The sequence below is a fragment of the Burkholderia sp. AU45388 genome (assembly GCF_030481585.1).
Taxonomy (GTDB): domain Bacteria; phylum Pseudomonadota; class Gammaproteobacteria; order Burkholderiales; family Burkholderiaceae; genus Burkholderia; species Burkholderia sola.
This window is the reverse complement of sequence record NZ_JAUJPV010000003.1, coordinates 166,950-180,330: the sequence shown is the minus strand read 5'-3', so window position 1 is coordinate 180,330 and position 13,381 is coordinate 166,950. Positions and strand designations below refer to the sequence as shown.

General features: G+C 69.5%; 11 protein-coding genes. All 11 read right to left on the bottom strand.

Annotated elements, in window-relative coordinates; all coding sequences use genetic code 11:
- Positions 1-177 precede the first annotated feature (177 nt).
- The 11 genes from sctC to QZM72_RS08215 all read right to left on the bottom strand — a co-directional run bounded on the left by sctC (position 178) and on the right by QZM72_RS08215 (position 13,223).
- A complete protein-coding gene (gene sctC / locus QZM72_RS08265) occupies positions 178-1,947 on the bottom strand; it encodes a type III secretion system outer membrane ring subunit SctC (RefSeq protein ID WP_089469827.1) in 1,770 nt (589 codons plus the stop codon).
- Between the two features lie 132 nt (positions 1,948-2,079).
- The gene (locus QZM72_RS08260) at positions 2,080-3,684 is read right to left on the bottom strand and encodes a type II secretion system protein J (RefSeq protein ID WP_089469828.1); all 1,605 of its coding nucleotides are present in this window, start codon (positions 3,682-3,684) and stop codon (positions 2,080-2,082) included.
- A gap of 40 nt (positions 3,685-3,724) precedes the next feature.
- Positions 3,725-4,201, bottom strand: coding sequence for a type IV pilus biogenesis protein PilM (locus QZM72_RS08255; protein ID WP_089469829.1), 477 nt, complete (start codon positions 4,199-4,201; stop codon positions 3,725-3,727).
- Positions 4,202-5,170, bottom strand: coding sequence for an ATPase, T2SS/T4P/T4SS family (locus QZM72_RS08250; RefSeq protein ID WP_301737795.1), 969 nt, complete (start codon positions 5,168-5,170; stop codon positions 4,202-4,204).
- Between the two features lie 18 nt (positions 5,171-5,188).
- Complete coding sequence (locus QZM72_RS08245) at positions 5,189-5,797, bottom strand: type 4 pilus major pilin (RefSeq protein ID WP_301737794.1); 609 nt, start codon at positions 5,795-5,797, stop codon at positions 5,189-5,191.
- A 46-nt stretch (positions 5,798-5,843) separates the two neighbouring features.
- On the bottom strand, positions 5,844-6,920 hold the full coding sequence (locus QZM72_RS08240; RefSeq protein ID WP_012339980.1) for a type II secretion system F family protein: 1,077 nt from the start codon (positions 6,918-6,920) through the stop codon (positions 5,844-5,846).
- Entirely contained in the window at positions 6,910-8,544 is a 1,635-nt protein-coding gene (locus tag QZM72_RS08235; protein WP_089469833.1) for a GspE/PulE family protein, read from the bottom strand. The genes QZM72_RS08240 and QZM72_RS08235 overlap by 11 nt, the downstream gene beginning before the upstream one ends.
- Positions 8,545-8,560: 16 nt before the next feature.
- Positions 8,561-9,274 (bottom strand): type IV pilus biogenesis protein PilP, encoded by a 714-nt coding sequence (gene pilP / locus QZM72_RS08230; protein WP_301737793.1) that lies wholly within the window; start codon positions 9,272-9,274, stop codon positions 8,561-8,563.
- On the bottom strand, positions 9,264-10,529 hold the full coding sequence (pilO2, locus tag QZM72_RS08225) for a type 4b pilus protein PilO2 (RefSeq protein WP_301737792.1): 1,266 nt from the start codon (positions 10,527-10,529) through the stop codon (positions 9,264-9,266). Before pilO2 ends, pilP begins: the two co-directional genes overlap by 11 nt.
- A gap of 22 nt (positions 10,530-10,551) precedes the next feature.
- Complete coding sequence (locus QZM72_RS08220; RefSeq protein WP_089469836.1) at positions 10,552-12,231, bottom strand: PilN family type IVB pilus formation outer membrane protein; 1,680 nt, start codon at positions 12,229-12,231, stop codon at positions 10,552-10,554.
- Entirely contained in the window at positions 12,231-13,223 is a 993-nt protein-coding gene (locus QZM72_RS08215) for a TcpQ domain-containing protein (RefSeq protein WP_301737791.1), read from the bottom strand. Before QZM72_RS08215 ends, QZM72_RS08220 begins: the two co-directional genes overlap by 1 nt.
- Positions 13,224-13,381 lie beyond the last annotated feature (158 nt).

Sequence of the window (13,381 nt, the reverse complement as noted above, 5' to 3'; positions counted from 1 at the left end):
CAGGTTTCCGTTTATCAGAAGCGGGCAGTCCGGCGAGCATATCATCAGTAATATAAAGCTAATAATATTAAATTTCTTTATGCCGGGAAATTGGCGTCAAATGCCGATGTAAATCGCGATCGAAATTCGAGTTGCCATGTTTAGAAAACGAAATGCTTTCGTTTTAGCATTTCGCGCTCATAGCTCGATGATTCGGGGCGTCAGCAGAAACAGACGTTCCATCCGGGTGTTCTCGCGATCCGTATATTTGAACAAATTACCGATCACGGGGATTTTTGAAAGAACGGGCACTCCGGTCGTCGTATCGCTGCGGCCGTCGTTCTTGTAGCCGGCGATCAACAATGCCTCGCCCTCATTGACGAAAGCGGAGGTATTGATGTTCGTGCTCGAGATCACCGGGATATTGTCGACGGTCCGCGACGTGAGCTGGCCGTCCTGGATCGCGACGTCGAGCTTGATCTGGGTTCGGCCGCCTTCGTCGACGACCATCGGCAGCACGCGCAGCGACACGCCGGTCGACACGCTGTACAGGTCGGCCGACGTGTATCCGCTCACACGCACGAAGAACTGCGTCTGGTTCGCCATGTCCGCTTCGATGTTGTCGAGGGTCGTCACTTTCGGGCTGGCGTCGATCTTCGCCAGGTTCCGCTCCTCCAGCGCCGACACGTTCGCCATCAGATAGCGGCCCGCGTTGCCGATCACCGCCGACAGCACGCCGCCCACCGGCATCGCCGCGGCGGTCACGTTGCCGGCCAGCGTCGTGTTGCCGAAATTCTGCGTCAGCGTGCCGCCGTAGGTGTTCTGCGCGCCCAGGCCGTTGCCGGTCTGCAGGTCGACGTGGCTGTTGTGCGCGGTCCAGTTCACGCCGAGCTGGCGGATCGACGACGTATCGACCTCGAAGATGTGCGCCTCGATCTCGATGAGGCGCGGCTTCACGTCGAGCCGCTGGATCAGCGCCGGATACTGGTACATCCGGTCGGGCGTGTCGCGAATCAGGACCGAGTTGGTGCGCTGGTCGGCCTCGATGACGGGCAGCGCTTCCTCGTCGCCGCCGCCCGATGCCTGCCCGCCCGCATTCGGCCCCGAGCTGGCGACCGCCGACGACAGTTGTTGCGAAGGCCGCCCCGACAGGCCCGACAGCAGGCCCAGCGACGACTCGCCGTTCGCCAGCGTCGTGCCCGGCGGCAGCGGCGCCGACGGTCCGCCCGCCTGCATGCGCGCGCCGCCGACGTTGCCCATCGGCTGCGTGCGCTGGACGTTCGGCGCGCGCCCGCCGCCGCCCCCCGAATTGCCGCCGCCGCCCTGTTGCGGGTGATAGACGTTGTTGAGCACCGTCGCGACACCGAGCAGGGTCATGTTCTGCCCGTCGGCGACCACCGAGCGATCCATCGCCCACGCGTGATGCAGCGGATAGACCTGCACGACCGTGCCGGCGCGGTGCCGCGTCGTCGTATCGAGGCGCTGCGCGACGTCGCCGACGAGCTTGACGTAGTTCGGCGGCCCGTTCACGATCGCCGCGCCCTGCACGTCGTCGTAGGTGATCCTGAAGCGCGGATCCGCTACGTTCATCGCCGCGAGCGTGCCGCGCAGTTGCGCGGTGCTGCCGTGATCGAGCTTGATCAGCGTGCTCTTCATTTCGTCGGGCGTCACGATGTCGAGCACCTGGCCGTCGTAGTACCAGACGAAGCCGAACGACGACGCGAGCGTGTCGAGCAGGCGCTGCGGCGGCATGTGGAACTTGCCCGTGACGCTGCCCTGCACGTCCTTCGAGATATCGGCCGGAATGCCCTGGCTGGCGGCGAAATCGCGCAGCACGTCCTTGATGTCCTTCGAGTCGGCCGTGTAGTCGACCATGCGCGTATGCCAGTTGACGGGCGCGGCGTGGACCGTCGCCGCCACGCACGCGGCGACGAGGATGAACAACAGGCCGAAGCGGAAGGTGGGCATGATCGTCTCGCTCGCACGAAAGGCTGGTCGTGGGATCGATGATTGGCCGGCCGCCCCGTCGCGTCAACGGCCGCCGCCCCGTCGCACCGCCTCCGCTTCCGGTGCATGCATGTCCGTTCGCATCGCGCCCGGTCAGTAGTAGGTATTGATCGTCCATCCGTGCACGACCGGCGTATTGGGAATCGCCTGGTTCTGCTGGCCGAGCAGGCTGCTGGTCCACGGCGTGGTGATGACGGCGTAGGTCGCCCAGCTCGTGACGATACGCACGCGGTACGTGCCGGGCTTCACGGCTTGCGTGAGCGACGTCGTGATGCCGCCCGAATCGTCGATCAGCGTGGGCGATTGCGCTTCGGTATGGCCGTAGCTCGCCGACAGCGCATCGTTCATCACGTCGACGGCCTGCGAGAGCTGCGCCTGCGCGCCGCGCTTGCCGGTGCTCACGCCGTCGTTCAGGTGCCCCCAGGTCGTCACGGCGATGATGCCCGGCTTGGCCATCGTCACCGGCACATAGTAGTAGTACGAATAAGTGCCGTTCGCGCCGTTGTAGGTGAACGGCCCGCTCGACCACGCACCGCCGGGCACGCCGCCGCACCCCGCATAGTCGGTGGCGTTCGGCGACGCCATCAGGATCGTGCAGCCCGTCTGGTTCGTCACCGGTTCGATTTCCGCCTGCGTCTGCCACGTGCCGTCGCGGCACGACAGCACGCGGCCCGACGCATCGGTGGTGACGGGCGTCGTGTTCGCCTCGTCCTGCGCGCACGGCGCGCCGACCGTCTGCCCGTTGCCGAGGTCGAGATAGCCGGCCTCGTTGACCGCGAGCGCCTGCCACGCCGTGCCGTTGAACGTATAGGCGCGGCCGGTGGCGAGCGTCACCGCGACGTCGCCGGGCAGCGGATTCGGCAGGCTGCCGAGCGCCGCGGCCGACGCGACCGGGTCGCGCCAGTGCAGCGACGTGATCGGTTTCCACATGCCGCCGCTGCAGGTGACGACATGATCCGACGCATCCGCCGCGATCGAGCCCGTCGCGGACGTGCACGCGGCGTAGTCCTGCTGCCGCGCGAGCGTGACCGGCACCTGCATCGTGTTCAGCGCGGGATTGCCCGGCACGCTGACGCGATAGAGGAAATCGCCGTTCTGCGCCTGTGCGTTGGCCGGAAACACCTGGCTCACGAGATGGCCGAACCCGGTCGCGTTGCCCGAGCACGATTTGCGCGACGGGTTCGGTGTCGCGATGCTCCACGCCCCGTACGCGCCGAACGCCGCGCCGGCCGCATTGTTCGTGCGCGGAATCGAGCCGCCGCCCGCGCCCGCATTCGCCGCGATGTAGCCGAGCTGCACGTCGCCGATCGTGGCGCCGCCCTCGGTCACGAGCAGCCCCTGCACCGTCGTCGCGTCGATGCCGTAGACGAGCAGGCACGGCGTCTGCCCGTACGCGTTCTTTCCGGACACGCCGGGCGGCAGATAGCGCGCGAGCTGGTAGCCGCCGCCCGCGAGCGGCACGACGACCGGCACGGTCGGCGTGGCCGCGCTCGCGAGCGCGCTCTGGTTCTGCGTGATCAGTTGCGCGGCGGCCTGCGTCATCTGCGCCTGCCAGGCCGCCGCCTGCTGCCCCTTCGCGTCCGCGAGGGAAGTATCGATCATCGCCGTGACGCCGACGATCATCAGCGAGGCGATGGCGAGGGCCGCGAGCATCTCCACGATCGTGAAGCCGCGCTGACGTTTCCGTGATGGGCTCATGATGAAGTCGACGAGTTCAGGGGCGGCGCCGCGCCGCCCGTCAATACGCCTGTGCCATCCAGACGGGCGCACCCTCCGGAACGGCGGCGGCGACGATTGCCGGCAGGACGACGGCCGGATTCCCGGGCGACACGATCGCGCCCGCGTGCGCCGCGCCGGCCAGCGCCGAATGGAACGCGAGCGCCTCGATCACCGGAATCGCCGCGCCGGCCGCCGTCGACGTCGTATAGACGACGACCATGCTGCCCGCGACCGTCGTGTTCGGTGCGACATAGACGCGCCAGAGCGGATTGGCCGCGCCCGCGCCGAGATACGGCCCGAGCGCGCCGTCCGATACCGTGCCGGCCGCGGCCGGATTCGCGAGCGCGTACCGCACGCCGGCGAGCCGGTAGGCCGCCATGCTCTGCCCCATCGACGTCGCCGTGACGGTCGGTGCGGCATCGACCGCACGCGCATCGACGAGCGCGTAGACGCCGGCGAGCGCGATCATCGCAGCCGCGATCCAGAGCGCGAACATTCAGCCTCCTCCCCTCAGCGACGCCAGCGCGTCGGATGCGATCAACGACATCATCTGCTGACGCAGCGCGTCGCCGAGTTCGTCGTAGCGCCCGTCGCGCACCTGCGCCCGCGCCGGCGCGCTGTCCGCGAGCATCAGCAACCGGGCCTCGAATCGCTGCTGCCCCGGCGCCGGGCAGGCGAGCCGCTGGTGCAGCACGGCCGCCACGCCGTCGGCCAGCAGCGAGCGCACCGACGGCGCGTCGAGCACGCGGGCCGCGACCGTATGCAGCCGCGCGATCGCCCGGCCCACGTCGTCGGCCAGTACCGTGCTGACGATCAGGTGGCCCTCGCGAGCCGCCAGCAGCACGTCGATCAGGAGCGCCGGATCGTCGAGATTACCGACGAAGATCACGCGTGCGCCGCAACCGAGCGCCGCCCGCAAATCCTCCTGCCGGTCGGCGCTGGTCAGCGTCGGGATGCAGACCCCGTCACCGTATGCGCCGCCCGGCGCCGCGTCGATCGGCTCCTCGATCGTCATCGCGATGCCGCCGTGCAGCGTCAGCCGGTCGCGCACGAGCGCGCCGGCCGTGCGGGTCTTGCCGCTCTTGGCCGCACCGCAGATCACGACGAGGCCGTCGAGGTCCGCGCGCAGCAGCCGCCGCACGTAGGCGCCGGGCAGGCCGAGCCCCGCGAGCGACGCGAGCGTCGGGTCGAGACGGCGCAGCACGTAGATCGGCCCGTCCGGCGTCTGCATCACGCGCACCCGGTACGACACGCCGCCGGATTCGAGCCGGAACGCCCGCGCGCCGGGCCGGGCGCTGCCGCACGCGGACTTCAGCGCATCCAGCTCGGCCCGCAGCGTCGGATGCGCGGGCAGCGCCTGCACGCGCCGGGCGGTCCCGTCCATGAAGCAGTCGCCGATGCGGGCATGCCCGAGGTACAGGTAGGAAAAAGCCAGCCGCTGCAACGATTCGGTTTCGAGGGTCATCGCGTCGGTTCACCGGCATCAGGTCGAGGTCCAGGCCACCGTATTCGTGTCGCCGCTCGCGCACGCGGTCGCCGCGCTGTCCGGCGTCGCGGGCAGCGTGAGCGCCGTCTCGTTGACGGTGATCGAGATCCAGCTGCCGCCCGCGGTCACGCTGTTGACGCACACGCTGCGCGGCACGTTCGTATAGGTGATCGTGAACTGGTTGCTGTTGTTCGTGGCCGCCGCGACCGTGATCGTGCCGTTCCACATGTTGGTGATGGCGCCGCTGCCGGACGCCGGCGCGAGGGTCGACGGAAACACGCCGGCGCTCGCCAGGACCGAATTCGACAGGTTCGCGTAGCTCGCCGACTGCCCCATGTACAGCTTTTTCACGCCGCTCTGGATCGCGTTGACCTGCTCCGTGATCGAATTCGTGTTCGCGCTGCTGAATGCGCCGGCCAGCAGCGCGATCGCGCCGATCACGACGATCGCCGCGATGCCGAGATAGGAAATCGCCTCGAGCAGCGACGCGCCGCGCTGCAGCGCGGCGCCCGGGTACGCGGGCCCCCATGCCGGCGGCGGCATGCGCGCGACGTCGCGCCGCTTCGTCCGCCTCGGCATCCCATGGTGCGTGATGACCGTTTTCATCGCCTTTCCCCTTGTTGATGAACCTGCGTGATTGACCGGAGTACCGCTAATGCATCGCCCTGCTCATCGTGGCGAGTTCCTGCTGGATGCCGAAGAACCCGACGATCAGCATCCCCAGCATGATCGCCATCGCCACGATCGCGACGCCGTTGAGCACGCGCATTTGCGCGGACACCCGCTCGACGCCCGTTTCGATCCATTCGTCCGCGAGCGTCTTGAGCGACTCGGCGAAGCCTTTGTATTGCGCGTACACGCACAGGTCGTCGACGATTTCCTGCGACGGAAACCGGTGCCCGCTCATGCGCATCGCCTCCCCGACATTCAAGCCCGATTTCACGCCGAACAGCGTGTCGTCGATACGCTCGCGCAGCCATGGCTTCGCATGGTCGGCCAGTTGCGCGAGCGATTTCTCGACGGTGAAGCCCGCCGCCTGCATCGACGCGAACGCGGTCAGAAAGCTCGAACCGACCATCAGCCGGTACAGCGACCACGGCGCGTAATTGTCGAAGCGGCTGCGCAGGCGCCCGGACCAGCGCGGCATCGACCAGACGAGCAGCGCGACCAGCACGACGACGACGATCAGGCATTCGGGCAGCCACGCCTGCACGAACACGGACAGGTCGTACAGCAGGCGTGCCGAGCCGTGCCAGCGTTCGGGATCCTCGATCGCCGCGAATTGCGGCACGAGCCGCGCGCCGAACAGGTAGAGATAGGCCAGCATCATCGCGAGCAGCGCGACGGGATACGCGAGGCCCTGCGCGATCGCGTTGCGGATGCGCCGCCCCGACGTCACGATGCCGGTCACCGAGCGCAGCGCGCCTTCGAGGCGGCCCGACTGCTCGCCCGCCAGCACGATCATCTGTTCGGCCTGCGGCACCCAGCCGTCCATCCCCTCCGCGAGGCTGCCGCCGTTCTGCACGGTGCGGCGCCATTCGCCGAACAGGATCGCTTCGGGCAGCGTCGGCTTGCGTCCGTCGTGCGACGCGCGCAGTTCGAGTTCCTCGAGCACCTTCAGCAGCGGCAGGCCGTTCGAGAGCATCTTCTCGATCTTGCGATAGTGCCGCAGGCGGGCTTGCGGCGTCGCCTGCAGTTTGGCCCACCGCAGGTGCGGATCAAGATTCATGGCCCGCTCCCGCGACCGCGCCGCCCGGGTGCCCGCGCCGGCCTTCCGTCGTGTCGACCGGACGCAGCCGCACCGGCTCGTTGCGCGCCACGAGCGGGCCGACGATGCGTTCGGCCGCGCGCGGATCGACCAGCCCCGCGGCGACTTTCTCGATCGTGTGCTCGACGGTCGTGCGCCCGCCGAGCTCGTCGAGCCAATATGCGCGCGCCGCCTGTTTGTCGCCCTCGCGCAGATAGGCGAACAACCGCGCATCCGGCCGGATCACCTCGGCGACGACCGTACGGCCGATGGTGCCGCGCCCACTGCAATGTTCGCAGCCGGGCCCCTGCACGAAGACCTTGTCGAACGACGCGCCGACCGCGCGGCGCACGCGCGCCGCCAACGCGTCGTCCTGTTGTGGCGAACCCGCGAGCCGCTGCTTGCAATGCGGGCACAGCAGCTTGACGAGGCGCTGGCTGACGAGCCCCGTGATCAGCGATTCGTCGGTCACCATCGCGAGCGGCAGGCCGAGATCGACGAGCCGGTCGATGATCGCGAGCGCGCCGTTCGCATGGACGGTGGTCCAGACCTGATGGCCGGTCATCGATGCGCGCAACGCGCTTTGCGCGGAAGCGCGGTCGCGCACCTCGCCGATCATGATCGTGTCCGGGTCGAGCCGCATCGCGTTGGCGATGGCGCCGGCGAACGCCAGCGAGCGTGCTTCCTCCGTCGGCGCGTTGACGACCGGCGTCTGCACCGCGCCCGCGATCGGATACTCGACCGGATCCTCGACGGTAATGACGTGGACGGACCCGTGGGTCTCGGCGATCTGCCCGGCCAGCACGCGCTGCAGCGTGGTCGACTTGCCCGAGCCCGTCGGCCCGCTGATGATGTTCATGCCGTGCGGCAGGCGCCGCAATTCGTCGATCTCCGCGGCCTGCGCATCGGAGAATCCGAGCAGGCGCAGGTCGATCGAATCGCCCGCATCGTTGTAGAGCAGTCGCAGCACCATCACGTTGCCGGTGCTGGTGGGGGCCGTTGCAATGCGGACGCCGAACAGCTCGGCAGGCAGTTTGTCGCGGTCGCCGATCGCCGCGTCCTGGCGTTCGTGCGGCTTGTACGTGTTGTCCGAGACGCTCGCCATCGCCGCATAGAGCGTCGCGAGCAGGCGCGCGCCCTGCTCGCGGGTCTGCTCGCTCACGCGCACCAGCTCGTTGTGAATGCGAAACAGGATCTCCGTGCTGAAGCGCTTCACGCGGATGTGGATGTCGGACGCGCGTTCGCGGCACGCGTGCGCGATCAGTTCCTTCGCGAGGATCTGCATCGCCGTGTGATCGACGCGTTCGCCGGTGCCGTCGGAGCGCATCCCCTCGTACGCGCGCCGCACCTCGTCGAGCCCGACCGCCTGCATCCGGTAATGATGGCGAAGCCGGTCGAGCCGCGCGCGATAGGACAGCACGTACGGGCTCAGTTCGTGGCCCTCGGCGATCAGCAGGCGGCCGTCGTCGAGCAGGCACAGCAGCTTGCGCTCTTCCGCGCTCGCGGCCCACGGGCCTTCGCCGGACAACGGATGCGCGGTATCGGCGCCGGCGGCGCCCCGCTGCGGCGCCGCGGCGCCCGGGCGCCCCAATCGAAGTGAGCTCATCGGAAGCCTCGCCTGGCTACTGGGCCGGTTGGTACGCGGGCGGCAAACCGGCCGCCGCCGCCGCGGGATCGGCGGCGGGCACGAGCGTGCCGGCGGGTGCGCCGCCGCCCATCGCCACACCGGTATTGGCGGCGCCGTTCGCGGCGGGGTTCGGCCCGCCGTTGAACACCGCGCCGCTGCGCGACGCGAGCACCGGCACCATGCGCATCTTCTGCCCGTTGCCCCAGCGCCCGACGACCTCGTTCGCGCCGATCGACACGATCTTCATGCCGTTCGGCAATTCGTCGCCGGACGCGACGTCGAAACGCTCGCCGATACCGGTCTGCACGATCGCCGTATAGCGATGCCCGAAGCCCTCGATCGCGATGACGCGCACGTTCTGCGCGACCGGGTCGATCGTCGCCGCGCTGCCGAGCCGGGCCAGCGCCGCCGTGCGTTGCGCGACTTCGGCCTGCGCGTCGAGCTTCCTGATCTCGGCCTTGAGCAACACGGTCTGCTCCTCGAGCCGCGTCAGTTGCGCGGCGGCCCCGCTCGACCAGCCGGCGGGCGGCGCCTCCTGCGCGGCACCGGTCGTGGGGGCAGCGCGAAGCGGCTTCGCCACCGCGACGCCCGCGGATGCCTTCGGCACGGTCGCGGCCGGCTCGGACGCGGCGGCGAACGCGCAGCCGGCCCGGATCAGCGCAGCGACGATCAGCCCGGCACGGGCGCACGATCTCGTATCAATTCGCATAGACGACTCCCTCCGCGGACCAGTCGCCCGCCTGGTAGGTCAACTTCACAAGGCGCACGCCGGCCGCGCTCAGCAGCGGCGTGAATTGTTCGGGCGGCAAGCCGCCGAGCCGCGCCAGCAAGCGCCACTGATGCCACGGCGGCGGCGTGCTGCCCACCGGCGCGAGTGCGTCCTGCTGCGGCGCCGCGACCGGCGACAGCGTCGCGGGCACGTTCATCGCCTGGAACCGCGCGAGCAGCGCCGCCTTCAGGTCCGCGCCCGGCAGCAACGCTTCGTCGCGCGGCGTGCCCATCTCGAACGGTTCGCTGAACGACGCGTGTTCGCCGCTCGCATCCAGTTGCGCGGACGGCGCACCCGCGAGCAGCAGCGCGACCGTCGAGCCGTTGCGCGACCACGCGTACTGCACGCCCTGCGGGTCGCACACATAGCGATCGAGCGTCCAGCCGCCCGGCGCGAGCAGCGCGAAATGCCGCTGGCATGCCTGCGCGAACTGCCCGGGATCGGGCAACCTCGCCCACGGGTGGGTGGCGGGCCCCGACGCGCCCGCGCGCAGGCCCGCACGCGCCAGCGCGAGCGCGCGGTCCCGCTCGCGCTGCTCGGCGGCACGGTGATGGGCATACCAGACCGACACGCCCGTCGCCGCGACCGCGACGCCCGCGGCGAGCCCGAGCGCCTGCCACGGCAGGCCGCGCCGCACCGGACGCAGGCGGGTCCATTGCGGCGCCCGCACGCGGCCGCGCCGGCTGTCGAGCAGGTCGTCGATGCGCCGCGCGTAGAAATTGTGGAACCCCATCGGCTCGATCTCGGGGTCGCCGATCACGGTGTTCCAGCCGCCGAGCGCGTAGTCGGAGTTCAGCCGCTCGAACACCTCGTCGGCGGACCCGATGAAATCGCCGTTCGGCAAGAACGAGCCGTCGCGGATCGCGAAAAAGGCCCAGCGTCCGTCGGGCAGCCTGAACGCGCCCAGCCAGTTCGGCGCGGGCTGCTGACGGCCGTTGTAGAACGCACCCTGCTTCGCGATCGCCTTCGCGACGACGATGCCGAGCGACGCCACGCCCGACTGCACGCCGTCGCCGGCATTCGCGAACCCCGCGGCCGCGACGCTGCGATCCATGCGCAGCACCATCAGGTCGAAGCTGAGCTTCCTGCCGAGTTCGATCGCCTCCTTGCGCAATTCGTGGCGCCGCGACAGCGACTGCCAGAACAGCCCGCAGACGAAACGCTGATGCCCGATCTGGATGACGTGAGTGGCCATGGCGGAATCCGTTTCGCGCGCGTCAGGCGCCGTTCATCATGATCGGCGTGATCAGGATCACGATTTCCTGGCGGTCGCGCGCGCCGTCGTATCCGCCGCCGAACGCGTAATTGTTCGGCGTGCCGATGCCCGACTTCGTGAGGTTGTCGTTGGATGCCTCGTAACCGCTCAGCACCAGCGTCTGCCCCGATTTCATCGATACCCGCTGCAGGAAATTGCGCGTGTCGATCTGCGGCGTCTGGATTTTCTGACCGCCGCTCTCGATGGTTTTCAGCTCCAGCAGCGCCGAGATGTTCGTGTAGAACTGCAGCAGGACCGTGCCGTTGTCGAGCACGTGCGGCAGCAGCGTCATGTTGAACCCGGTCGTGACGGTGCCGGGCGTCAGCGCCGTCTGCGAGCCGACGTTCGCGGTATTGGTCGTCGACACCGACGCCAGGTAGCCCTGCTGGGTCGCCACCTGCACCGGCACCGGCTGATCGTTGAGCGTCGTGATCGACGCCGAGGTCTTGCGCCGCACCTTGCCCTGGCGCGACAGCGCGCTGATCATCGCGAGCGTGCCCGACGCGCGGCTGTTCGGCGTGATCACCTGCGCGGTGAACGAGACCGGATTGGTCGCGGTCGTCGAGAACGTGTTCGCGAGCGAGAACGACGTGCCGAGCGCCTGGTAGACGGCGCGCCAGTTGATGCCGTAGCTGTCGTCGTCGGACAGGTCGACCGACAGCACGGTCACGTCGATCAGCACCTGCTTCGACAGCGAGCGATTCTGCGCTTCCATGAACTGCCCGACGCGATCGAGCACGTCCGGCGTGTCGGTGACCGTGATCGACCCGGTCGCCGGCGACGACACCACGCCGCCATAGCGCGACAGCATCGCCTTGATCGACGCGCTCAGGCTGTTGAACACCGACAGCTGCGAGTTGACCACCGTGTTGGCCGTATTGGTGGCCGATACGCTCGGCTGGTTCGAATTCGCACCCGAGCCGCCCGCCGACGTGTTGCCGCCTCCGAGGTTGTCGCTCGTCGCGCCGCTCATCACGTGCGCGTCGACCGATGCGTCGCCCGGAATCGCGTTGACCTGGAACGTGCGCGTGTCGGTGAAATAGAACAGGATCGCGCCGTTCACCAGCTTCCACGAGACGCCGAAGCGCGCGGCGGCGGCATCGAGCAGGCCGCGCAGGTCGCCATGCCGATACGAAATGTGGGTCGGCGCCGCGAGGCCCGCGATCGCGTTCGCGCCGGGCGCGCCGCCGCGCGACCCGTCAAGCCCCGGCAACGTCGGCAACGGCGGCAGAGGCGGCACGTTGCCGAGCACCGGCGTCGACATGCCGCGGGCGCTCGCCGGCGCATCGCCGGTCGCGTTCGGCGAGACGCGCGTCGGGATATGCGTGAGCCGCGAAATGCGCTCGGAGAATTCGGCCAGCGAGCCGACGTCGCTGTCGAAGGTGGCCGGCTGCAGGAACACCGGCGGCAGCACGTCCGCGTGATTCAGCTTGATCGTCGTGCCCGACAGCCACAGCGTGTCCTTGACGATCACGCTGTCGGCGCCCGAGCGCGGGCGGACGTCGCCGGCAAACGCGGCATCGATCGCCTGCTTCGACTGCGCGTGATCGTGGTCGACGGCGGCGGACAATTTCTCCGACAGGCCGGTACAGCCGGCCGTCAGGGTCGCGGCGAGCGCGAGAGTGATCGCGAGATGGCGCATTAACCGGCTCCCTTTTCAACGATGCGAAGCACCTTGTTGCCTCGATAGAGAATCGCCTGCACGGGCGCGTCGGTGGCCGACAGCGCGCCGATCACCGACTGCAGCGCTTCGTCGAACGTGCCGGTCAGAGTCGCGGGCGCGTCGACGGCGAAATCGACCGGCGCTTCCCAGATCAGTCGCCAGCCCGCCTCCTGGGTCCAGCGCGTGAGTGCGCCGCGCACCGTGCGATCGGACAGCTCGATGCGCCACGTCCGCGCCGGCGGCGGCAACGGCCCCGCGCCGGCGGGCAGCGCGCCCGCGACCGGATGACGATCGGCCGCGCCGCCGCGCGCGCCCGGAAGCGGCAATTCGGTGTCCGGCGTGCGGTCGGCCTGAGTCGCCGGGCGCGCGTCCGCAGGCGTCGCCGCCGAGGCGCGCGACGCGCCGGGCGCCGACGGCCGCGAGGCAAGCCGCGACGCGCCGGGCTTGCCGGCCGGGCCCGCGCGATCCGGCATCGGGCTCGCGGGCGCCGCGCCGCCGATCGGGCCGCCGGCCACGACACCCGGCGCGGAGCCGCCGTCGGCCACGCCGCCCGGCAGCGTCGCGGACGGCATCGGCGCAACCGGCGGCGGCATCAGCGCACCCACCGTATCGGAGCCGAACGGCTGCCGGTAACGGACGGTGACGAGCTGGAAATCGGTGTCGACCTGCGCGGCGAGCTCCGGATGCCCCGCGAGCATCTCGCGCAGCGTTTGCGCGAGCGAATGGCCCGCGCTCCACGACACCGGTGTCGCCGCCCATGCGCCGGCATTCGGCAGGTTGATGCTGTACGTGACCGGCACCATCCTGCGCAGCGCGGCGCGCAACGGCACGCCCGCGCCCTGCGTCGTGACGCGCGGCGTATCGTGCGCCTCGCCGGCCACCGAAACCTGATCGTCGAGCGCCGTGCCGCCGGGGCCGGTGGCCTGCGCATGCGCGGCCCCCCAGCCTCCGACCATCCAGAGCGCTACCATGCATGCCTTCAACGTACGCATTCAGGTCGTTCCTCCAGCCAGGGCGTCGCCGACGCCCGATGATTTGCCTGCCGGTTGCCGCGTCCCCGCCGCCGCGCTGGACAATCGCGCGGCGGCCTGCGAGGATCGCGTTACCCCCTTCGCTGCAATCGACACAC

Bases quoted from the DNA above. Each gene is read 5' to 3' on its own strand.
- pilP (WP_301737793.1), bottom strand. From the start codon at position 9,274: ATGCGAATTGATACGAGATCGTGCGCCCGTGCCGGGCTGATCGTCGCT.
- QZM72_RS08220 (WP_089469836.1), bottom strand. From the start codon at position 12,231: ATGCGCCATCTCGCGATCACTCTCGCGCTCGCCGCGACCCTGACGGCC.
- QZM72_RS08250 (WP_301737795.1), bottom strand. From the start codon at position 5,170: ATGACCCTCGAAACCGAATCGTTGCAGCGGCTGGCTTTTTCCTACCTG.
- pilO2 (WP_301737792.1), bottom strand. From the start codon at position 10,529: ATGGCCACTCACGTCATCCAGATCGGGCATCAGCGTTTCGTCTGCGGG.
- QZM72_RS08245 (WP_301737794.1), bottom strand. From the start codon at position 5,797: ATGAAAACGGTCATCACGCACCATGGGATGCCGAGGCGGACGAAGCGG.
- QZM72_RS08260 (WP_089469828.1), bottom strand. From the start codon at position 3,684: ATGAGCCCATCACGGAAACGTCAGCGCGGCTTCACGATCGTGGAGATG.
- sctC (WP_089469827.1), bottom strand. From the start codon at position 1,947: ATGCCCACCTTCCGCTTCGGCCTGTTGTTCATCCTCGTCGCCGCGTGC.
- QZM72_RS08240 (WP_012339980.1), bottom strand. From the start codon at position 6,920: ATGAATCTTGATCCGCACCTGCGGTGGGCCAAACTGCAGGCGACGCCG.
- QZM72_RS08215 (WP_301737791.1), bottom strand. From the start codon at position 13,223: ATGGTAGCGCTCTGGATGGTCGGAGGCTGGGGGGCCGCGCATGCGCAG.
- QZM72_RS08255 (WP_089469829.1), bottom strand. From the start codon at position 4,201: ATGTTCGCGCTCTGGATCGCGGCTGCGATGATCGCGCTCGCCGGCGTC.
- QZM72_RS08235 (WP_089469833.1), bottom strand. From the start codon at position 8,544: ATGAGCTCACTTCGATTGGGGCGCCCGGGCGCCGCGGCGCCGCAGCGG.